At 48.4% G+C, this 21,401-nt stretch carries 16 protein-coding genes and 2 pseudogenes; 10 read left to right on the forward strand and 8 right to left on the reverse strand.

Annotated elements, in window-relative coordinates; translation table 11 throughout:
* Positions 1-61: 61 nt before the first annotated feature.
* On the reverse strand, positions 62-2,134 hold the full coding sequence (gene kdpB, locus H6G46_RS08955) for a potassium-transporting ATPase subunit KdpB (RefSeq protein ID WP_010872556.1): 2,073 nt from the start codon (positions 2,132-2,134) through the stop codon (positions 62-64).
* 56 nt (positions 2,135-2,190) lie between these two features.
* Positions 2,191-3,867, reverse strand: a complete 1,677-nt coding sequence (gene kdpA, locus H6G46_RS08960; RefSeq protein ID WP_010872555.1) for a potassium-transporting ATPase subunit KdpA — start codon at positions 3,865-3,867, stop codon at positions 2,191-2,193.
* A gap of 299 nt (positions 3,868-4,166) precedes the next feature.
* On the opposite strand from kdpA, the gene H6G46_RS08965 reads away from it, so the two are divergent.
* Both H6G46_RS08965 and H6G46_RS08970 read left to right on the forward strand, forming a co-directional pair.
* Entirely contained in the window at positions 4,167-5,258 is a 1,092-nt protein-coding gene (locus H6G46_RS08965; RefSeq protein WP_020861722.1) for a HAMP domain-containing sensor histidine kinase, read from the forward strand.
* 270 nt (positions 5,259-5,528) lie between these two features.
* Entirely contained in the window at positions 5,529-6,209 is a 681-nt protein-coding gene (locus H6G46_RS08970) for a response regulator transcription factor (protein ID WP_010872553.1), read from the forward strand.
* Between the two features lie 256 nt (positions 6,210-6,465).
* Here the strand turns inward: H6G46_RS08970 and H6G46_RS08975 are convergent, their stop codons facing one another.
* Positions 6,466-8,049 (reverse strand): Na+/H+ antiporter, encoded by a 1,584-nt coding sequence (locus H6G46_RS08975; protein ID WP_010872552.1) that lies wholly within the window; start codon positions 8,047-8,049, stop codon positions 6,466-6,468.
* A 447-nt stretch (positions 8,050-8,496) separates the two neighbouring features.
* Between H6G46_RS08975 and H6G46_RS08980 the strand changes: the two genes are divergently transcribed.
* Positions 8,497-9,447 (forward strand): LysR family transcriptional regulator, encoded by a 951-nt coding sequence (locus H6G46_RS08980; RefSeq protein ID WP_190759845.1) that lies wholly within the window; start codon positions 8,497-8,499, stop codon positions 9,445-9,447.
* Positions 9,448-9,481: 34 nt separating this feature from the next.
* Here the strand turns inward: H6G46_RS08980 and H6G46_RS08985 are convergent, their stop codons facing one another.
* Positions 9,482-10,204, reverse strand: coding sequence for a DUF4230 domain-containing protein (locus H6G46_RS08985; protein WP_010872550.1), 723 nt, complete (start codon positions 10,202-10,204; stop codon positions 9,482-9,484).
* A 422-nt stretch (positions 10,205-10,626) separates the two neighbouring features.
* Between H6G46_RS08985 and kaiC the strand changes: the two genes are divergently transcribed.
* A complete protein-coding gene (kaiC, locus tag H6G46_RS08990) occupies positions 10,627-12,333 on the forward strand; it encodes a circadian clock protein KaiC (protein WP_010872549.1) in 1,707 nt (568 codons plus the stop codon).
* Positions 12,334-12,353: 20 nt separating this feature from the next.
* On the forward strand, positions 12,354-12,680 hold the full coding sequence (locus H6G46_RS08995) for a circadian clock KaiB family protein (protein ID WP_010872548.1): 327 nt from the start codon (positions 12,354-12,356) through the stop codon (positions 12,678-12,680).
* A gap of 167 nt (positions 12,681-12,847) precedes the next feature.
* On the opposite strand, the pseudogene H6G46_RS09000 reads toward H6G46_RS08995, so the two are convergent.
* A pseudogene (locus H6G46_RS09000) lies at positions 12,848-13,501 on the reverse strand (IS5 family transposase); the annotation flags it as partial.
* 137 nt (positions 13,502-13,638) lie between these two features.
* Here H6G46_RS09000 and H6G46_RS09005 point away from each other — a divergent pair.
* The 4 genes and pseudogenes from H6G46_RS09005 to H6G46_RS09020 all read left to right on the forward strand — a co-directional run.
* Positions 13,639-14,631, forward strand: coding sequence for a metal ABC transporter substrate-binding protein (locus H6G46_RS09005; RefSeq protein WP_010872546.1), 993 nt, complete (start codon positions 13,639-13,641; stop codon positions 14,629-14,631).
* A 98-nt stretch (positions 14,632-14,729) separates the two neighbouring features.
* Positions 14,730-15,512, forward strand: coding sequence for a metal ABC transporter ATP-binding protein (locus H6G46_RS09010; protein WP_010872545.1), 783 nt, complete (start codon positions 14,730-14,732; stop codon positions 15,510-15,512).
* The gene (locus tag H6G46_RS09015) at positions 15,509-16,429 is read left to right on the forward strand and encodes a metal ABC transporter permease (RefSeq protein WP_010872544.1); all 921 of its coding nucleotides are present in this window, start codon (positions 15,509-15,511) and stop codon (positions 16,427-16,429) included. The genes H6G46_RS09010 and H6G46_RS09015 overlap by 4 nt, the downstream gene beginning before the upstream one ends.
* A gap of 186 nt (positions 16,430-16,615) precedes the next feature.
* A pseudogene (locus H6G46_RS09020) lies at positions 16,616-16,942 on the forward strand (branched-chain amino acid ABC transporter permease); the annotation flags it as partial.
* A 167-nt stretch (positions 16,943-17,109) separates the two neighbouring features.
* Here H6G46_RS09020 and H6G46_RS09025 read toward each other — a convergent pair.
* Positions 17,110-17,838 carry a DUF3153 domain-containing protein gene (locus H6G46_RS09025; protein WP_231848057.1) on the reverse strand — a complete coding sequence of 243 codons (729 nt, stop codon included), beginning with the start codon at positions 17,836-17,838 and terminating at the stop codon, positions 17,110-17,112.
* Positions 17,839-18,000: 162 nt separating this feature from the next.
* On the opposite strand from H6G46_RS09025, the gene H6G46_RS09030 reads away from it, so the two are divergent.
* A complete protein-coding gene (locus H6G46_RS09030) occupies positions 18,001-19,245 on the forward strand; it encodes a trans-acting enoyl reductase family protein (protein ID WP_010872541.1) in 1,245 nt (414 codons plus the stop codon).
* Here H6G46_RS09030 and H6G46_RS09035 read toward each other — a convergent pair.
* Positions 19,235-20,047, reverse strand: coding sequence for a carbohydrate ABC transporter permease (locus tag H6G46_RS09035; RefSeq protein WP_010872540.1), 813 nt, complete (start codon positions 20,045-20,047; stop codon positions 19,235-19,237). The genes H6G46_RS09030 and H6G46_RS09035 overlap by 11 nt on opposite strands.
* A gap of 126 nt (positions 20,048-20,173) precedes the next feature.
* Positions 20,174-21,337 (reverse strand): GuaB3 family IMP dehydrogenase-related protein, encoded by a 1,164-nt coding sequence (locus tag H6G46_RS09040; RefSeq protein WP_010872539.1) that lies wholly within the window; start codon positions 21,335-21,337, stop codon positions 20,174-20,176.
* Positions 21,338-21,401 lie beyond the last annotated feature (64 nt).

Genomic DNA, 21,401 nt, shown 5'->3' on the forward strand with positions numbered 1-21,401 from the left:
GAAAGTAGGGAAAAATCTCTGGGGAAAGGGCACAATGGCAAAACCTTGCAGTCATCGGACATCAAAGCAACGAAATACCGAGGTCTATGAGCTTGATGGCCACAAAGGGCACAATGATGCCCCCCAGCCCATAAACCAAAATGTTGCGCTGGAGTAATTGATCGGCACTTAAAGGACGAAACTTCACCCCCCGTAGGGCCAGAGGAATGAGGGCAGGGATGATCAGAGCGTTGTAAATCAGGGCCGAAAGTACGGCGGATTGGGGACTCTTCAAATCCATGATGTTGAGGGCACCAATGCCAATACCGGCGAACATGGCAGGAATAATGGCGAAATATTTGGCAATGTCGTTGGCCAGGGAAAAAGTGGTCAATGCCCCCCTAGTGATTAGAAGTTGTTTGCCAATGGTGACCAGGTCAATCAGTTTAGTGGGGTCAGAATCGAGGTCCACCATATTGGCCGCTTCCTTAGCCGCTTGGGTGCCGGAATTCATCGCTAAACCCACATTGGCCTGGGCGAGGGCCGGGGCATCGTTGGTACCGTCTCCGGTCATGGCCACCAACTTACCAGCGGCTTGTTCCTGTTGAATAACCTGGATTTTGTCTTCCGGAGTAGCTTCGGCAATGAAGTCATCAACCCCCGCTTCCTTGGCAATTACCGAAGCAGTAATGCGATTGTCCCCCGTGAGCATAACGGTGCGGACCCCCATGCGTCGCAGTTGATTAAATCGTTCTTGAATACCTGGTTTGATGATGTCCTTAAGATAAATTACACCGTAAATCTCATCGTTACGACAGACCGCTAAGGGGGTGCCCCCTAGATGGGAAACCTTTCCGTAGGCTTCGTCAAGGCCGGTGGGAGACTTGCCCCCCCTTGACCGCACAAAGCCCCGGATGGCATCCACCGCCCCTTTCCGCACTTCACTGCCATCGGGTAAATCGGTGCCGCTCATGCGAGTCCGAGCAGAAAATTCCACCCCCTCCGCCTGCTGGCGATCGAAGTCCAAAGTAGCTCCCATCTTTTCCGCTAGGCGCACAATGGATTTTCCCTCTGGGGTAGTGTCAAAAATACTTGCCGCCAAGGCGATCGCCGCCACTTCTTTCAAAGAATGACCATTCACTGGCAGAAAGGTCTCCGCTAAACGGTTCCCCAAAGTGATAGTGCCCGTCTTATCTAACACCAAGGTGTTGATGTCGCCGCAGGCCTCCACGGCCCGCCCGGAAGTGGCCACCACATTAAACTGGGCTACCCGGTCCATGCCAGCAATGCCAATGGCACTCAGCAAACCGCCAATGGTGGTGGGAATCAACGCCACCAAGAGGGCAATAAGTAGGGTAATGCTCACCGGGCTATCGATGTAATTAGCCGGGGGAGGCAGAGTTGCCACCACAATTAGGAACACCAAGGTCAACACCGCCAACAATACCGTTAGGGCAATTTCATTGGGGGTTTTACTGCGTTCTGCCCCTTCCACCAGGTCAATCATGCGGTCAATAAAGCCCTTACCGGGATCTGCTGTCACCCGGATGATCAGTTCATCGGAAATGATGCGGGTGCCCCCCGTCACGGAACTGGCCACATCGGAACCTGGTTCCTTCAGTACCGGAGCCGATTCCCCCGTAATGGCGGATTCATCCACCGAGGCCACCCCCTCCAACACTTCCCCGTCGGCAGGGATAATATCGCCGACCGAAACGACAATACGATCGCCTTTCCGTAGATGGGTGGAGCTGACCATTTCTAGGGAACCATCGGCTAAAATTCGCTGGGCATAGGTCTGAGTCTGGGTTGAACGCAGGGCATCGGCCTGGGCCTTTCCCCTACCCTCGGCCACGGCTTCGGCAAAGTTGGCAAATAAAACCGTAAATAACAAAATAACCGTCACTAACCCGTTAAACATGGCTGAGGTGCCAGTAACCCCAAATAGGTTGGGATTGAGAGTCAACATCCCAGTGATCAAGGTGCCGACCCAAACCATAAACATGACCGGATTTTTGACCATGATTTTGGGATTGAGCTTCACCCAGGCTTCCTTGAAAGCCCTTTGATAGAGATCGGAAAGATTGGCTTTTGGGGTGTGTCGCCGCTGCTGCCGTGGCCCCCCCGGTTGTCGCACAGTGGAAGTGGAGTTCATAATCTTAGGTAAAAATCGGATTTAAGGGTAGAGAAAAGGTAGCAACCAAGGATCTGCTAAACCAAATTGAAAGCTTCCGCCACTGGACCGAGTACCAAAATGGGCAAAAAGGTCAGGGCACCGAGGATGATGATGGCTCCGGCGGTAATCCCGGTGAATAGGGTTGTATCGGTGTGGAGAGTACCGCTGGTTTCCGGAACGGGTTGTTTGCGGGCCATGCCATCTGCCAAGAAAATTAGGGCAACAATTGGTACATAGCGTCCGGCAATTAACGAGAAACTGGCGCTTAAATTCCACCAAAGAGTGTTATCCGCCAAACCTTCAAAGCCAGAACCATTGTTGGCGGCGGCGGAAGCATATTCGTAGGCCACCTGGGAAATGCCATGGAAGCCCGGATTACTAATGCCCGCTAGGGTGTCAGGAAAGGCGAGGGTGATAGCGGTGGGAATTAAAATGGCAATGGGGTGGATTAGAAGAATTAAGCTAGCGAGGACAATTTCCCGTTTCTCAATTTTGCGACCCAAAAATTCCGGTGTCCTTCCCACCATCAATCCAGTGAGAAAAACCGTCAGGATGAGAAACACAAACAGATAGGCTGTGCCCGTGCCCTGGCCTCCCCAAATAATTTGCAGGAATAGGTCCGATAGGGTAACAAAACCCCCAGGGGGCATGAGGGAGTCATGCATGCCGTTGACTGCTCCACACATGGTTCCCGTTGTGGACACAGCCCACAGGGCCGTTAATACCCAACCAAAGCGCACTTCTTTACCTTCTAAATTGGGTTGGGTTTCCCCCAGAATTTGATTGATCAGAGGATTACCTTGAAATTCCCCCACAGCGGCAATGGCAATCAGAATTCCATAAAGAATAAACACCATCCAAAAAATTAACCACCCTTGCTCGGGGTTGCCTGCCATGATGCCGTAAGTAATGATGAGGCCGGCGGGAATCACCATCATAATTACCGTTTCCAAGAGGTTGGCAAAATTATTGGGATTTTCGAAGGGATGGGCAGAGTTTATACCAAAAAAACCGCCACCATTTTCCCCTAGTTCTTTGATGATTTCAAAATGGGCCACCGGACCCCGGGCAATCCATTGGGTGGCCCCTTCCAGGGTGGTTACCTGGGCTGGCCCCGCAAGGGTTTCCGGTACCCCCGCCACCAGGAGGAGTATTGCTCCCACGAGGGAAATTGGCAATAAAATTCTAGTAATTGATAGCACTAAATCCTGGTAAAAATTACCGATCGCCTGGCCGGTTAGGCCCCGAATAAAGGCGATCGCCACTGCAATGCCGGTGGCCGCAGAAGTGAACATCAAAAACCCTAGGGCTCCAGCCTGACTAAAGTAGGTGTAGGTCGTTTCTCCGGAATAGTGTTGTTGATTGGTATTGGTCACAAAGGAAATGGCAGTGTGTAGGGCCAAATCCCAAGACGGAGCAGCTAAACCCGTGGGATTGAGGGGTAAACTGCCCTGGAACATCAAGATTAGGAAGACAAAAACCCCCATAACCAGATTGCTGATCAGCGCAGCACTAACATATTGGGTTGCTCCCATGGAGGGATGTTTTGTAATCCCGGAACCGGCAAAAATCAACGACTCTAGAGGACGGGCAATTTTATCGAGCCAAGTGGACTGACCAAGAAAAACCCGTGCCATATAACGCCCAAGCAAGGGGGCCGTGGCCACAAGGATAGCTAAAATTAATGCAATTTGTACAAAACCTTGCAACATAAAATTTTGTCATCTCCAAACCATCATCAAAACAGGATAAGTGGGGGTTACTGGCTATGGGAAAAAAATCAAATTCCGCCCCTAATTTATCCATATCATCAGTTTGCTGTGATAAATGAACTTTCACAAGGTATAGAAGGGCATTTAAAAGGTATTTATAGATTATGCCTAAGCAATTTCCTTACCTATATTAAAGTTGTTTAGCTTTTGCCTATACCAAATGATATAGAAGTAATTAAACGAATAGATCTATCTTTTTTGTTTTAGTATGGGCGGGAAGACCCCTGCAACTTTTCCCCTTGAAAGCCATTTCTGTTCAATCATTGGCCGACCAAACAGTGCGTATTTGGACCCGTACCCACTGGTTGTTGGCAATTCTTTTTTTAATCGTGATCAGTTTGGATTACAGCACTCCCCCTCCCTACGTGCTCGGCTATCTGTACATTGGGGCAGTACTATTGGCTAGTGTGCGGCTGGGGCATCGGGCAACCCTCTGGGTAACAGGTACTGCGGTGGTTTTAACCCTGCTCAATTTGTGGATTCCGGGCATTGAACCCATCACCCCCATCACCGTGGCCAATCGGATAATCACCGTACTGGCACTGCTAGTCACCGCTTGGCTGAGCGATCGCCTGCAACAATACGAAGCGGCCATGGTGAAACAACAGGTGCAACTGGAAACCCAAATTCAACTGGCTAAGGTGCGGGAGGATTTTGTCTCAACCCTGACCCATGACCTGAAAACTCCCCTTTTGGGGGCAATTGAAACCCTTAATGCCTTCCAAGCAGGACAGTTTGGGGCTGTTACCCATAACCAACAACGGGCGATCGCCATTATGATGCGTAGCCACCGCATGACCCTGCAACTGGTGGAAACCCTGATGGATGTTTACCGCAATGACACAGAGGGTTTATATCTGCACCAGGAACCGGTCAATCTCACTAGTCTGGCGGAGGAAGTAATTCTGCAACTCACCCCCCTGGCCACGTCCCGCCAAATCCATTTATGTCTGCGTCAAGGTAACTCCGACTTTCGCCAAGCCTATTGGTTACAGGCCGATGCTTTGCAACTGCAACGGGTTTTTAATAACCTCATTACCAATGCCATTAATCACTCCCCCCGGGGCCGTAAAGTGGAAATTTCCCTTACTTCCAAAAATAATCATTTCCAGGTGCAAATTGTCGATGAAGGGCGGGGAATTCCCGACTATGAATTGCCCAATCTCTTCGAGCAATTTTATCAAGGCCATGGCGATCGCCAAGCAAAGGGAGCCGGACTGGGGTTATATCTTAGCCGCCAAATTATTGAAGCCCACGGTGGTAAAATCTGGGCGGAACCCCGCTCTCCCCAAGGGGCTATTTTTGCTTTTTCCGTACCCATAGAATCCTAGGGTTTAACGTTCTCTTTAGTTTATTGCTATTCATCTTTAAAACTGTTTTAAAAGCCCCCCTGGCCCCCTCAATTTAGGGAAAACTGAGTGAAAGTCCCCCAGTGTTGGGGGATTTAGGGGGCGGAATAAAACTTTCCAAACACGTTTTAAAGGAAAATGATAGGGTTCAGAAAGCATAATTTTGGGATAGATAGCAGGCATTGGATCGGCTAGTTTTGACCCCCAATTTAGGCCAATTATCCAGACTACCTTTGTTAATCAAAACCATTTATGGCAATTTCCCCAACTTCAATCCGGATTCTTTTGGTGGAGGACGATGAACTCTTCCGTTTGGGATTGGTGACCCGTCTCAGCCAGGAACCAGGGTTGGACGTGGCCGGGGAGGCGGAAGATGGAGAAACGGCGATCGCCTACGTCAATCAACAGCTTTTTGATGTGGTGATTTTAGATGTGGGATTACCCGGTATCGGCGGCATTGAAGCCTGCCATCAAATCAAAAAAATTCATCCACAATTACCAGTCCTAATTCTTACTTCCCATTCCCAGCCTGCCTTAATTAACCGCCTGATTGAAGCCCAAGCCCAGGGCTATTGCGTTAAAGGGGTGGCCGCAGAAACATTAGTGCTGGCGATTCGCTCAGTGGCGGCTGGTGCATTCTGGTGGGATGCCATTGCTTCTCAGGAAATTCAGACCGCGTTTCAACACAGTTCGTCCACGGGGGCGGTGCTGCCATTGGCGGATGCAGATGGAGAGAACCCACTCACTAAGCGTGAACTAGAAATTTTATCTTTGGTGGCCAAGGGTAAAAGTAACCAAGAAATTGCCGACGAACTTTACATTGCGCCGGGCACAGTGCGGGTCCATGTACACACTATTTTGCGTAAGTTGGAGGTGCGAGATCGTACCCAAGCCGCCCTTTTAGCCATTGAAAGAAGATTGGTTTCCTTGTGACTACCGCTAGCATATGCCCAGTTTTATCCAGGCTCTCCAGGAACTGGGAAACGCTGAAATTTTCCTGACCATGGGAGAAATTTTAGTGATCCAAAAACTGGTTTAGGCCAAACAGAATCGAATCATATCCAAGAATATGTTTGAAAAGTTTTCTTTTTCTCCCTAAATCGACCTACTAAAGCTCCGGCAATACTGGGGAACTTTTACTTAAATCCCCCCAAAGTTTGGGGCTAGGAGGGGACTTTTAAAACACGCTCTAGGATGGTTCGGCCACATTTTCCCCTTCCAGGGTGACCAGTAAAGGCATAATATTCTCCTCCAAGCGACCCATACGAATTAAATCGGCATAGGTTTCCGCCTCTATATCTAGTACCGTCTGGTCGAATTTTTTGTTGGCCACTTCCTGCAATAGGGGATATTCCTGCAGGAGCAGTTTGAGTTTGTCGGTGACGCTTTGCAGTTGTCCTTGGACTAATTCCTGCTTATAACGCAACCGCTCTGGGTTAATGTCGGGAAACTCATCGGTTTTTTCCAGTTCCGCCAACACCCGCCGTAGGGCAATTTGTCGGGATACTAGCTCTGCATATTCCAACCGTTGGGGTTGATCGCCAATTAAATCTAGGCCTTTGAGCACAAATTGGGTAGTCAGTCCTTGCACCAGTAGGGTGAATAGCACCACACCAAAGACAATGTCGATGATGGCCTGTCTCTCGGCGATCGCCTGGGGCACACTCAGGGCCACGGCAATGGCGACGGAACCCCGCAATCCGCCCCACCAGAGTACGGTTTGTTCCTGGAGAGTAATGTGGGTACTACTAATCTGGTCACTCACCTTGTTGCTGATCAAGCTCAGACCAAAAACACTCACTAAGCGAGTCACCACCACCGCAGCAATGGCAATCAAAATCAGGTTGAGGTGGTCCGAAAGACTGCTCAAGCCAATTTGATCCCCAATCAGTAAGAAGATAATGGAATTGACAAAGAAGGCCACAAATTCCCAAAAAATGCTGACAATCAGTCTGGTGCGGGGATTCATGCCAATGCGGGAACCATAGTTGCCCAACACCATGCCCACTACCACCACCCCAATTACTCCCGATCCCCCCAGGTTTTCCGCCAGAATATAGGCACCGTAGGCCGACACCAGGGTGAGGGACTGTTCCACAAAAGGTAGGTCAAATCGTTGGGTCAACAGGGACAAACTAAAGCCAATCACCAGGCCACAGCCCACCCCAATGCCGATCACGGTGACAAATCGAGCGAGGGTAACGGACAAGTCAAAAGTGCTGGTGCCTAGGGGAATGCCCACCAAAATGAGGAAGACCACCACCGCCACCCCATCGTTAAATAGGCTCTCCCCTTCCATTAACGTATTTAGTTTTTTGCTCGCCCCCAACTCTTTAAATAGGGCAATCACCGACACTGGATCTGTAGCAGACAAGGCCGCCGCGGCCAAAAAGGCGATCGCCAACTCCATCCCCCCCCAATAGGAAAGGGGAAAGGCAATGCCCACCACACAGATGACCACTCCCAAAGTGGCAAAGAGAGTAATCGGAAACCAATTTTCTTTGAGATTGCGCCACTGTAAATTCCACGCAGCCTCAAACAGTAGGGGAGGCAGAAAAATTTCCATGATCAATTCCGGCGACAGATTGATCAATTTCACATCGACAAAGGCCAGGGCCATGCCCACAATTACCAACAGCAGGGTGTAGGGAATTTTCCGCAGAATTGGCACCGTCTTGGACAGGGTCGCAATGCTCAGGGAGACCGAGAGCACAATCAAGAACTGTTCTAAGTTATAGGAAATCGAGAGGGATTCGTTGACCGCTGTATCCACGGTGTAGGCTCCTTTCTGACTGAAATCTCCCCCATTATGGGGCCACTCCGCTCTGAGGGCAAAATAAACCTTTGGGTCCGGGTCAGTTCATGGCCGCCTAAGCTGATTTGCGTTAGTCAACAGTTCTGTCATGGGACTGAGAATCGGGCCTCGGCCCCAGGTGGCGGTTTATCAATGCCAACTCCCCGGACTAAGCTTGTCAAAATCATTGGCTTTATTCTATCATTGGTTATCTAACAACAATCCCAGGTCTATGAAAGTGAGTGTAATAGCCATAGGTCTATTTTAGTTATTGACTTCAGCACATCCTAGACCCAAGCCCAGCCAGGACCGACAACTGAAAATTACCGAAACTTAGTTTAGGTTCCTGTTCAGTGCGGGCTTGAAAAAAATTAATCTGCCCCTTCAAATTGTCCCCCCATCTAAATCACCATCTTCGTCAAGGACATGCAAGCAACCTTACACCAATTAAAAGTTTTTGAAGCCACCGCTAGACATGGCAGTTTCACCAGGGCAGCAGAAGAACTTTACATTACCCAGCCGACCGTTTCTAGTCAAATTAAACAGTTATCTGAAACTGTCGGACTTCCTCTGTTTGAGCAGATTGGCAAACGGCTTTACCTCACCGAGGCGGGGCAAGAATTGTTGGTAACTTGCCAAGATATTTTTCAGCGACTGGACAATTTTGCCATGAAAGTGGCGGATATTAAGGGCACAAAACAGGGGCGTTTACGCTTGGCAGTGATTACCACAGCCAAATATTTCATTCCTCGTTTACTGGGGGAATTTATCCAAAAGTATCCCGGCATTGAAGTATCCCTCAAGGTGACTAACCATGAGCAGATTCGTCACCGGATGCAAAACAATGAAGATGATTTGTACATTGTTAGTGAGCCGCCGGAGGAAATTGATCTCAATTACCAGCCTTTCCTCGACAATCCTTTAGTGGTCATTGCCCGTCGGGACCACCCCCTAGCTGGGAAAAGCAATATCCCCATCACGGCGTTAAATGATGAAGCGTTTATTATGCGGGAAAAAGGCTCCGGTACTCGTTTAGCAGTACAAAATTTGTTCCACCGCCATTATGTGGATGTGCGGGTGCGGTTGGAATTGGGTAGTAATGAAGCGATTAAACAGGCGATCGCCGGTGGCATGGGCATTTCTGTGTTGTCCCAACATACCCTGGTATCGGAGGGAGCCCGCAGTGAGCTGACAATTTTGGACATTGACGAATTTCCTATCAAGCGGCGTTGGTACGTGGCTAACCTAGCGGGTAAACAACTGTCGGTGATTACCCAAACCTTTTTGGACTATCTCATGGCCGTTACCAAAAATATGCCGGCTCCGTTTGCAGAGCAATTAACGACCCAACAAACCCCTGTGAAGTTAGTTCTTTAATCACCTTGATTGATTTTTAACAATTTTATCTGCTTTAACCATTGATTTTGTCCCTGGATAAACCCTGGGCGGAGGGGATGGCGCAAACGGTGGGGTTAGTGGTTTTAATTTCCACCTGCCGGTGCCCTGTGTTTTTCAATAAACTCGCTAGGGCCACTTCGGCCTTCTGGTTAGCCTGGTTCAAAATGCCTTGGTCACAGGCGGCGGCGGTGATTTTGGCTAGGGTCTGCCGTTGGGCCAAAGTTTGTAGCTCCGGAACAGTGTCGGGTCCTAGGTTTAAAAATCCCCGGTCATAGTGGTAAATGCGGGAGCGTTCCACATCAATTTTTTGGTCAAGAATTTGCGGCGGCGGCAGGGTGACAATTAGCGTTTCTCCCTGTTGTTGAATACTTTGTTCATTTATCTCGGCTAGATCAATGCCGGCCCGCACTTCCCCGTAGCCAATGTAGAGTAAGTCGGTGCGCCCCAGGGTGAAATTACCCCATTGCCGTTCCTGACTAGTGGGCACTACGGTTTCCATGGCAAAAATGGTGGTGGTTAGTTCACTCACTGCCCGGATTTGCTGCACCACGAGGGTAGAAATTTCCGCCTTGGCCTGATTATTGCCGATGCGGAGCCAAGGGCTGATGGTACGTAGACCCTGGACAATGCCCATAACGGCGATCGCCATGGTTAGAACTACGCCCCCAGTCCCCAGAAGCGGTAGTCGCTGAAAAATGTTCCGGGCTGGTGGTGAGGAAGATAGTTTTTCTGCCATGGTTTAAGCAATGGTTGAGGGGGGAATAACTTGATTGTAGTAGCCGGGGATCGCAGTTTTAATGGATACTATTGCCGTGACTGTATGGGTCCATGGGGCCAATTCCATGGTCAACTAGCTTCTAAATGGAACTCAGGCGGAAAATTAGGTAAATTTCACCATACCCGACTAAGGCACTTTCTGTTGCTGGGGTCTGGGTCCGCTAATGTGACAAAAAGTTATTACTGAAGTCATGGGGTTGGCCTTGGTCGGGCAGTTGACAACAATGGCGATCGGAGTAGCCCATGCCTACGGTGTGATCATTGCTCAATCTCGGCAAATTAATAGTGGGAATATTGTGCGAACATAATTACGACAAAAACTCAAACATAAATTTAAACACCATTGGCAATGCTGGCAAGTAAATTGAATCCGTAAAAATCATGACAGATAACAGCCAAAGTCTCTCTCTAATTAAATGCCCCACCGGGATTCAAGGTTTTGATGAAATTACCAACGGTGGTTTACCCCAGGGCCGACCAACCCTCATTTGTGGTTCAGCCGGTTGTGGTAAAACTCTATTTGGGGTGGAATTTTTAGTGCGGGGGGCAGTGGAATATGGAGAGCCAGGGGTTTTAGTTTCCTTTGAAGAAAGCGCCAAAGAGATCATTCAAAATGTGGCGTCCTTAGGGTGGAATTTACAAGATTTAGTTGCCGAAGAAAAAATTTTAATTGATCATATTTATGTTGAAGCTAGCGAAATTCAAGAAACAGGAGAATATGACCTCGAAGCCCTATTTATTCGCTTAGGCTATGCCATTAATAAAATTGGTGCAAAGCGAATCCTTTTAGATACAATTGAAGTTCTTTTTTCTGGCTTAGAGAATACCAATATTGTCCGAGCAGAATTACGTCGTTTATTCCATTGGTTAAAGCAAAAAGGCGTTACCGCAGTGATCACAGGGGAACGGGGCGACAAAAATTTAACTAGGCAAGGCCTGGAAGAATACGTGTCTGATTGTGTTATTAAACTCGATCAAAAAACTGTGGAAGAGGTTGCCACCAGAACTATTCAGGTCGTTAAATATCGAGGCTCACGCCATAGCAATAATGAATATCCTTTTTTGATCGAAGAAAATGGCATTTCCGTGTTGCCTATCACTTCCCTGATTCTCAATCACAGCGTCTCCCAGGAGCGAATTTCCACTGGCATTCCCCAATTGGATGATATGTTTGGCGGGCAGGGTTATTACCGTGGCAGTAGCATTTTAGTAACCGGGAGAGCTGGCACTGGCAAAACTACCCTGGCGGCCTTTTTTGCCCAGGCAACTTGCTTACGGGGAGAACGATGTTTATATCTTGCTACCGAAGAATCGCCCCAACAAATTTGCCGCAATTTAAATTCCATTGGTCTAGATTTATCGCCCTATTTAGACAGCCAATTACTACAATTTGATGCCACTCGTCCTACTAATTATAATTTAGAGATGCGTCTGTTTAAGATTCATAGTTGGGTCAGGAATTTTAAGCCAAGCTTGGTGGTAGTTGATCCAATGAGTAACCTAATTACTAGTGGCAATTTAAATCAAACAAAAAACTTTTTCATGCGTCTAATTGATTATCTAAAAAGCCAAAAGATTACCGTATTTTTGACGGATTTGACCGGCGGCAATGTGGGATATGATAATGAACAAACAGAAGTTGGTGTTTCTTCCTTAATGGATACATGGCTGGAGTTACAGACCCTGAGAATAAATGGAGAAAGAAATCGTATTCTCTATATTTTGAAATCTAGGGGCATGGCCCACTCCAACCAAGTGCGGGAATTCATCCTTAGTAATGATGGGGTAGATTTGATTGAAGCTTATATTGGTGAAGGGCAAGTACTAACAGGTACCCAAAGGATTAATCAAATTTTAGAAGAAGAGGCGATCGCCAAAAGGCGGCAACAGGCCCTAGAACTCAGCAAACGGAATTTTGAGCGAAAAAAGTACTTACTGCAGGCGAAGATTGATGCCCTCCAAATGAAACTAGCCAGTCAAGATGAGGAATTAGAAGTACTAATGTTAGAGGAGAAAGAATTCAAACAAACAATGTTGGCCAACCGTAATCTGATTAAAAAGTCTCGCCACATTTATCAAAACCCCTAAGTACTGAAGAGTCTTCTATTATGGAAAATTTAAACGCTCTATCTGGCAATCAAAACTTGGAAGTTTGGCAACTGCGTCTGTATGTAGCGGGACAAACTCCTAAATCCGTCACAGCTTTTATAAATTTAAAAAAGATTTGTGAAGAATATCTAAACGGTCAATACCAAATTGAAATCATCGATTTGACCCAACAACCTGAATTGGCGATTGAAGATAGTATTTTGGCATTGCCTACTTTAGTAAGAAAATTACCCGAACCAATCAAAAAAATTATTGGTGATTTGTCCAATACAGAAAAGGTATTAGTGGGCTTACAAATTTTACCCTCTATGGATTGGAAAATCTAGCATTTTAGGTTGTCGCAATGAATGTTCCGGAGGATTTAAAACCCGCAATTACAGAAATATTTGAGCACCTTCTTACAAAATCCAAAGAACAGTATTACGTACTGCGGCTTTGCATTGCAGGGAGCAAATTCTAGTCTTTGCAAGCCTAGGAAAGTGTTTGAAAAGTTTTAAGCAAGCCTTTGAGGCATAAGATGAACCATGGCAACATAGAGCATTGTCTCACTGGTGGTAGGTAAATATTCATAATCCTTACTTAAACGACGATAACGTCCAAACCAAGCAAAGGTGCGCTCGACTGCCCAACGGCGGGGTAGGACTTCAAAGCCTTTTTGTCCCTACTTTTTGCTGACCACATTCAAGGTCCAACCAAAAGTATGCTCCGCCCAATGGATAAAATCCTTTCCGCCAAAGGTACTGTCAGTCCATATAACTTGCAGGCACTGCCAAAGGGGAGCAAACCAGGTGCCAAGTAGAATCAGACCCTGATGGTCGGAGCGATGGGCACCATGGACGACAACATCGAGAATTAATCCCATGGTATCCACAAGGATTGTACGTTTACGACCATTGACCTTTTTTCCACCGTCATAGCCAGGTTCTTGGCCAGTTCAAGCCCTTTTGAGTGACTGTGAATCTAAACAACCGGCACTAGGGTGAGTATTTCTTCCAGCTTTGAGCCGAACTTTCTCACGGAAGATACGGTTTAATTTTTTCCAGGTACCATCTTCGTGCCATGGCTGGAAATAACCATAGACCGTTCGCCATTTAGGAAAATCGTGGGGTACAAGTCGCCAGGCACACCCCGTTCTGAGCATGTAAAAAGCAGAAAGTTTTAGTGGTCAGAAAAAGCCCACGAGCTTACCAGTTGGTAAAAGTTAAGAAATTTTAACTCCCCGTTTTCACTGCAATTATGAGAAGATAATGAAAAATGAGATGATCATGAAAGACCATTATCACTATGGCAACATCATTTGCTTCCCGGGGAGGACTGCTGGCGTCTGGTTTGGCGATCGCCTTTTGGCTGACCGGTTGTGGCACGGCGGAAGTCACGACATCCAATGCTCCCAGCGAAGAAGTGACAGCCGTAACCACAGAAGTCCAGGGGGAAACAGAGGAGAAAAAGAAGGTTTTAACCACCTTCACCGTATTGGCCGACATGGTCCAGAATGTTGCCGGAGACAAGTTAGTGGTGGAATCCATCACTCGCATTGGTGCAGAGATCCACGGTTATGAGCCGACTCCCAGTGACATTGTCAAGGCTCAGGACGCAGACTTAATCCTTTACAACGGCATGAACCTAGAGCGTTGGTTCGAGCAATTTTTGGGCAACGTGAAGGATGTGCCCTCTGTGGTGCTAACGGAAGGCATCGAACCGATTCCGATCGCCGACGGCCCCTATACCGATAAGCCCAATCCCCACGCCTGGATGTCGCCCCGTAATGCCCTGGTCTATGTGGAAAATATCCGCCAAGCCTTCGTCGAACTTGACCCGGACAATGCCAAATATTACAACGCCAATGCAGCAGTCTACAGCGAGCAGTTAAAGGCGATCGATCGCCAACTGGGAGCGGATTTGGAACAAGTGCCCGCCAACCAGCGGTTTTTGGTGAGTTGCGAAGGAGCGTTTTCCTATTTGGCCAGAGATTACGGTATGGAGGAGATTTACATGTGGCCAATTAATGCCGAACAGCAGTTTACCCCCAAGCAAGTGCAAACCGTGATTGAGGAGGTGAAAACCAATAATGTACCAACAATCTTTTGTGAAAGTACCGTCAGCGATAAGGGGCAAAAACAGGTAGCCCAGGCCACCGGCGCTCGCTTTGGCGGCAATCTCTATGTTGACTCCCTTTCCACAGAGGAAGGCCCTGTGCCCACCTTTTTAGATTTGCTGGAATATGATGCCCGGGTGATTACCAACGGTCTTTTGGCCGGTACCAATGCCCAGCAATGAAAACAACTTTGTGTTTTGACACGTTGAGTTTTTCTGTAATCAACTGGACTTAATCTTGACGATTTACCACTACCTAAAATCTGAACCCCTCTTTTGCCATGGCAGCCACCCTATCTCGTCTTGATATATCCGTCGATGGTGTCAGCGTTACCTATAACAACGCCCGTTTGGCCCTTTATAACGCTACCTGCACCGTTGAACCCGGCACCATTACCGCCCTGGTGGGGCCCAATGGCAGTGGTAAATCGACTCTGTTCAAATCCATCATGGGGTTTTTGCAACCGAGTCAGGGACGGGTACGCATTGGTGGCTTTTCCGTACAAAAGGCCCAAAAGCAACAGTTGATGGCCTACGTTCCCCAAGCTGATGAGGTGGACTGGAACTTTCCGGTCAGTGTGTTTGATGTGGTGATGATGGGGCGCTATGGCTATATGAATGTGTTGCGTATTCCTAGCGCCAAAGACCGTCGTTTGGTGATGGAAAGTCTAGAGCGGGTGGGCATGGTGAAATACCGCGATCGCCAAATTGGGGAACTTTCCGGCGGTCAAAAGAAGCGGGCATTTTTGGCCCGGGCCTTGGCCCAGGAAGGCAAGGTAATTCTGTTAGATGAGCCTTTTACCGGGGTTGATGTGAAAACAGAAAAAGGCATGATTGATTTACTCATGGAACTGCGGGATGAGGGGCACACCATTCTGATTTCTACCCATGATTTGGCCTCCATTTCCACCTTTTGTGACCACACCATTCTGCTCAACCGCACTATTTTGGCCCAGGGTAAAACTGAAGAAACCTTCACCAAAGAAAATTTGGAACTGACTTTTGGTGGGCTACCAATGCTGAGTCTGAATCAGATGTTTGAATCGACAGAGGTAGATGCGTGAATCAGTTAGTGGTGGCCTTTCCCTTTTGGCATTGGTTAGTGGAGCCTTTGCAATATGAATTTTTAATCCGGGCAATTTGGGTGAGCGCCTTTGTGGGACTAGTGTGTGCGGTGCTCTCTTGCTACATCACTCTCAAAGGTTGGTCCTTAATGGGGGATGCCATTTCCCATGCAGTGGTCCCCGGTGTAGTGCTGGCCTATGCCTTGAATATTCCCTTTGCCATTGGAGCTTTTACCTTTGGCTTTGGGGCAACGGTGGCGATCGGTTACGTCAAGTCTAAAACCCGGTTAAAGGAGGATGCAGTCATTGGCATTGTCTTTACGGGATTTTTTGCCCTTGGATTAGTGTTGGTGACCAAAATTCCTAGTAATGTTGACCTATTCCATATTCTGTTTGGCAATGTGCTGGGCATTTCTCAACAAGACATCATCCAAACCTTGATTGCTGGCTCCATTACCCTAATCGTGATTTTGTTGCGCCGCAAGGACCTGCTCTTGTTTTGTTTTGATCCAAACCATGCCAAGGCGATCGGTCTACGCACCCAAGTGATGTATTACACGCTGTTGTCGGTTCTGGCCCTCACCATTGTGGCGGCTTTACAAACAGCGGGCATTATTTTAGTAATTTCCATGCTGGTCACTCCAGGATCCATTGGCTATCTGCTCAGCGATCGCTTTGATCATATGCTTTGGTACTCGGTCGTCAGCAGTGTACTGTCCTGTGTGCTTGGCACCTATTTGAGCTATCACTTTGATGTTTCGACCGGGGGCATGATTGTGGTTATCCTGACAACGCTATTCGTAATAGCCATGATTGGTGCACCCAAGTATGGCATTTTGGCCCAGGAATGGCGCAAACGCTCGGGGCCAAATCCGGAAGACGATGAAAATCAGACTGTGGTGGTAGATCAAGTCTAGTTGGTTTGTATCGCCACAATAATGAAAACTTCCTTGCTATCAACTCATTGGGATCAGAGGAGCAACTAACCTTATCTGGAAAGAGTGATTTGCGACATCAGACCTAAAACATATTTACGAAACTATCATCTCCATCGGGTTGGATCTTCTGTCAAAAACAGTTCTCCTTGGGAGACAACTATTATGGCGATCGCCAGTTTGGTGGGGGCATTATTTGCTTGGCATTTGACCAGTATTTACCCGGGTAATTTTGACACGTTGTTGATTTTTAACGCTTGAATTATTGTGGTGCTGGGGGGAGCTGACAGTAATGTAGGCACGGTGTTAGGCACCATTATTTTTTGGGCCTATGATTCCCTCACCAGGTTTTTATTGCCCCAAATTGCTTTTTTAGACCAGAGTCAAGCTGGAGCTTTACGGGTTATGGTCATCGGGCTAATTTTAATGGTGTTAATGGTATGGCGACCCCGGGGCATTTTGGTTAAAAAAGAGGAGTTAACCCTAGGGCGCTAATGGCAACCTGACAATTTTTGATTAAAGTTTAAGGATTTAGAACGTATTTGGAAAATTTTATTCCGCCCCCTAAATCTCCTTACTAACGCTCCGGCGGTACGAGGGTAACTTTTACTCAGTTTCTCTCCAAATTTTGGGGGGATTAGGGGGACTTTTCAAACACGTTCTTAAACTCCCTCAACTTTGCTATCAAGCACTCCGGGCCAACGGCCATATTTGAGATAAAAACCCCCTAAACAAAGGATGATAATTAAAATTGTCCCGATCGCCAAATAACTAGGCACAAAAAAGGTCGTTTCAATAACGTTAATTTGTCCAGGTTTTAACTGCCATTGCCCAGGCACTTCTGTGCCTAATTCTTCCCCCGGAGCATTGGGAGTTTGGAGAGTTAAGGGAGTTTGCAAATCAAAATTGAGGTTAATTAGGGAGCCGGGACTAAGGATAATGTTGCCTTGGTTGGATAAAACCCCTAGGGCCCGCAGGTCAACGGTTAACTTGAGATGATTGCGGTCTGCTAATAACCAATTACTTTGCTCTAGTGCGAGTTCCGCTTTCAAATTAAGCAAATCCAACTGGTCTGGCTCTGGCGATCGCCTTCCTTTGGGGGGTTGGGGATTAAAAAAGCGATTGAACTTTTCCACCAACTCCTGGCCGCTACCAAAAGGAATGGTTATCACAAGGGTTTCCTCCGACGGGCGATCCGTGTGACCGTTTAAGTCCTTAGCCCGCTGGTCTAAACTTTTGAGCCAACGATCGGCTTCTGCTTGGCTCAGGGTAGTTAGTTGTTCCCCCAGGGTAATGTGTTGGACAATTTCCCCATAATGTTGCTCTGGAAAACGAATGCCCACGTCATAATCCACACAGCCGGTTAGCAAACAGCAAACACCCAAAACCATGGGTAATAATCGTTTAAACCATTTCTGGGGGCACATCATCCTGGAAGCCTCATGGGCAAATAACATTAGGCAAATTTAAGACTCGACCGTCAGTATATCAATCCAGACTATCCCATAGTCAGCTTTGTATCCCATTCAACCTTTCAACTACCGTTAAACTCTATGACGAAGCCATTGCCATATGACCTGATAATTGTGGGTGCGACGGGATTTGTCGGTGGGATTGTTTGCCGCTATTTGTTGTCCCACTGGGAAACTGCAGCAGCAAAAAACTGGGCGATCGCCGGCCGTTCCCAAGCTAAACTTGACCGTTTGGTTCAATCCCTTGGCCCTCAAGCTGCCCATTTGCCCACCTTTGTGGTTGATATCAAAGACGAAGCCGCTGTCACTACACTGTGCTCCCAAACCAAAGTTGTGGTTTCCACAGTCGGCCCCTATGCCCTTTATGGAGAAACCCTAGTCCGGGTTTGTGCCATTACCGGCACAGATTACTGCGATCTGACTGGGGAAGTCCAATGGGTACAACAAATGATCCAAAAATATGAGGCGATCGCCAAGCAATCAGGGGCTCGCATTGTCCATTGTTGCGGCTTCGATTCCATTCCTTCTGACCTCGGGGTGTATTACTTACAACAACAAAGTCAACGGCGTTGGGGGGAACCTTGCATCCGGGTCAAAATGGGGGTTAAAGCTTGCCAAGGTGGCATTTCCGGAGGCACGATCGCCAGTGGCATCAACCTGATTCAAGAGGCGATCGCCGATCCTTCCACCCGCCAGGCCCTCCGCAATCCTTACATCCTTTGCTTTAAACCTGATCACCGGTCTGACCATCCCCCCAGCCTCATCCCCGTGCAAAATGACCCCATCTTTTCCGGATGGACTGCCCCCTTTGTCATGGCAGGGATCAACACTCCCATTGTTTTACGTTCCAATACCCTCCAAAACGAAGTCTATGGTGAAGGGTTCCAATATGAGGAAGGCATCTTAACGGGGCCAGGGATAATCGGTTGGTTAGCAGCCCAGGGCATTAAATGGAGTTTGGATCTTATGGCCTTGGCTTTGGCGATCGGCCCCAGTCGATGGTTGTTACTCCAAATCCTACCTAAACCAGGGGAAGGCCCCACTGAAGAAGCTCAACAGCAGGGCTTTTATGATTTACGCTTTTGGGGAGAAACTGCCTCTGGCCAATCCACCATGGTCAAAGTTACAGGGGATCAAGACCCCGGCTATGGTTCCACGGCAAAAATATTAGCCCAAGCCGCATTATGTTTAGCCAAAGACAGACCCAAATCATCTCTCCAAGGCGGTTTCTGGACCCCTGCGGCTAGCTTTGGTCAGGATTTAATTCACCGGTTAATTGACTATGCTGGACTAACTTTTACCGAAGAAAATGGCTCTACCCTTTGACTCCACTGCTGGCCTCGGAGGGGATGATATAACGTTGCACAAACAGAAATAGTACGATAATGGGAGCAATAGCAATCACGGAAGCCGCTGCAATGAGCCGCCAGTCAAAATCCAAAGCACTAGATAATTGAGCAACGCCCAAAGGCAATGTGTAATATTCTGGTTGATCGAGCACAATCAGTGGCCAGAGAAAATCGCTCCAGGCACCGATAAAAACAAAAATAGCTAGGGTTACCAGGGCAGGGCGAATGGCCGGAATCATAATGTGCCACCAAATACCCAGTTCTCGACAACCATCGATGCGGCCCGCTTCTTCCAATTCCTTGGGCACCCCTTGGAAAGCTTGCCGGAGCAGAAAAATACCAAAGGCAGAAGCAAGGCTGGGGAAGATAATGCCCACGTAGCTATTCCTGAGCCCTAAATTCACTGCCAGAATGTAGAGGGGAATCATGATTAACTGGAAAGGAATCATCAACGTGGCCACGATCGCCGCTAGGGTCATGTCCCGACCGACAAAGTTTAAACGGGCCAGGGGATAGGCGGCCAGGGCGCAAAAAAACAAGTTAAGGGCCACAGTGATGCTGGACACCACCACGCTGTTGAATAGGTAACGGCCAAAGGGATAGTCTTGCCAAACCTTGATAAAATTCCCCAGGTTGGGTTGCCGGGGTAACAATTGTCCCAAACCCCCAAAGACATCCTCCGTCGGGGCCTTCAACGCCGTAGCTACCAACCACAGCAACGGTAACAACATGGCGATCGCCAATAGGACTAAAACTAGGTAAGTTTTCCAGTGTTTCACAGCGGCGGGGTAATAGCGGGTAGTGGTGGGGCATTGGTCAACAAGGCCCAGACCAGGGTAACAAATAAACCCAATAAAAATCCCCCCAGAATAATCCCAGGGGGTTGATAGTTGCAATGGCAAGAATTACTTACCCATACCCAACTGTTGGGCTTTTTGGTAAACCTTACCCTCCGTGAGCAGGGAAGGGGCAATGACCACATCCACCTGTTGCATCTCTTTCATATCTTTGGCTCCTAGGGTGCCCATGCTAGTTTTTATTGCCCCCAGTAGATTATGGGTGCCGTCATCCAATTTGGCGGGCCCTACTAAAATTTCCCGAATGGTGCCAGTGGTACCGACGTTGATGCGAGTACCCCGGGGTAATACGGGACTGGGGGTGGCCATACCCCAATGGAAACCACGGCCGGGAGCTTCCGCCGCCCTGGCAATGGGGGAACCAATCATCACTGCATCAGCACCGCAGGCAATACATTTACAGATGTCCCCACCAGTAATGATGCCCCCATCGGCAATGACAGGCACGTAACGACCCGTTTCTTGCAAATAGTCATCTCTGGCTGCTGCACAATCGGCGATCGCCGTCGGTTGAGGTACCCCTACTCCCAAAACTCCCCGGGAAGTACAGGCCGCACCGGGGCCAATACCCACCAGCACCGCCGCTGCACCGGCCCGCATCAACTCCAGGCTGACTTCGTAGGTAACGCAATTGCCCAACACCACCGGCATGGGCATTTCCTGACAAAGCTTGACCAGGTCCAAACTCTCCACCGATTCGGGGGATAGGTGGGCCGTGGAGACCACTGTGGCCTGGATAAATAACAAATCCGCCCCAGCTTCGGCCACCGTACTGGCATATTTAGATGCCCCCACCGGAGTCAGACTAACTGCGGCAATGCCCCCAGCGGCTTGGATTTCTTGAATGCGCTTGGTAATTAACTCCGGCTTGATGGGTTCGGCGTAGAGTTCCTGCATTAACCCCACAAATTCCGTTTTGCCCACCGAAGCGATGCGGTCCAAAATCGGATTGGGATCTTCGTAGCGGGTTTGAATGCCCTCTAAATTGACTACCCCCAAAGCGCCTAGTTCGGATAGTAGTACTGCCATGCGGCTGTCCACAACCCCATCCATGGCGCTGGCAATAATGGGGATTTCCCGCTCAATGGCGCCCACTTTCCAGCGGGTATCGGCCAGGGCTGGGTCTAAGGTCCGCACTCCGGGAACCAGTGCAATTTCGTCGATACCATAGGCTCGACGGGCTGTTTTTCCCCGTCCAATCGTAATGTTCACGCTTACTTACTATTCCCAAACTGTTTAAATTAGCGTACCAAATAATCTGACCCTTTGGACGTCA

Origin of the sequence: Synechocystis sp. FACHB-908, assembly GCF_014698595.1 — a bacterium.
Lineage (GTDB): Bacteria > Cyanobacteriota > Cyanobacteriia > Cyanobacteriales > Microcystaceae > Synechocystis.

Excerpts from the sequence above, each read along its gene's own strand:
- kaiC (WP_010872549.1), top strand. The coding sequence starts at position 10,627 with ATGACAGATAACAGCCAAAGTCTCTCTCTAATTAAATGCCCCACCGGG.
- H6G46_RS08970 (WP_010872553.1), top strand. The coding sequence starts at position 5,529 with ATGGCAATTTCCCCAACTTCAATCCGGATTCTTTTGGTGGAGGACGAT.
- kdpB (WP_010872556.1), bottom strand. The coding sequence starts at position 2,134 with ATGAACTCCACTTCCACTGTGCGACAACCGGGGGGGCCACGGCAGCAG.
- H6G46_RS08980 (WP_190759845.1), top strand. The coding sequence starts at position 8,497 with ATGCAAGCAACCTTACACCAATTAAAAGTTTTTGAAGCCACCGCTAGA.
- H6G46_RS09010 (WP_010872545.1), top strand. The coding sequence starts at position 14,730 with ATGGCAGCCACCCTATCTCGTCTTGATATATCCGTCGATGGTGTCAGC.
- H6G46_RS09030 (WP_010872541.1), top strand. The coding sequence starts at position 18,001 with ATGACGAAGCCATTGCCATATGACCTGATAATTGTGGGTGCGACGGGA.
- H6G46_RS09005 (WP_010872546.1), top strand. The coding sequence starts at position 13,639 with ATGGCAACATCATTTGCTTCCCGGGGAGGACTGCTGGCGTCTGGTTTG.
- H6G46_RS08995 (WP_010872548.1), top strand. The coding sequence starts at position 12,354 with ATGGAAAATTTAAACGCTCTATCTGGCAATCAAAACTTGGAAGTTTGG.
- H6G46_RS09025 (WP_231848057.1), bottom strand. The coding sequence starts at position 17,838 with ATGGTTTTGGGTGTTTGCTGTTTGCTAACCGGCTGTGTGGATTATGAC.
- H6G46_RS08985 (WP_010872550.1), bottom strand. The coding sequence starts at position 10,204 with ATGGCAGAAAAACTATCTTCCTCACCACCAGCCCGGAACATTTTTCAG.
- kdpA (WP_010872555.1), bottom strand. The coding sequence starts at position 3,867 with ATGTTGCAAGGTTTTGTACAAATTGCATTAATTTTAGCTATCCTTGTG.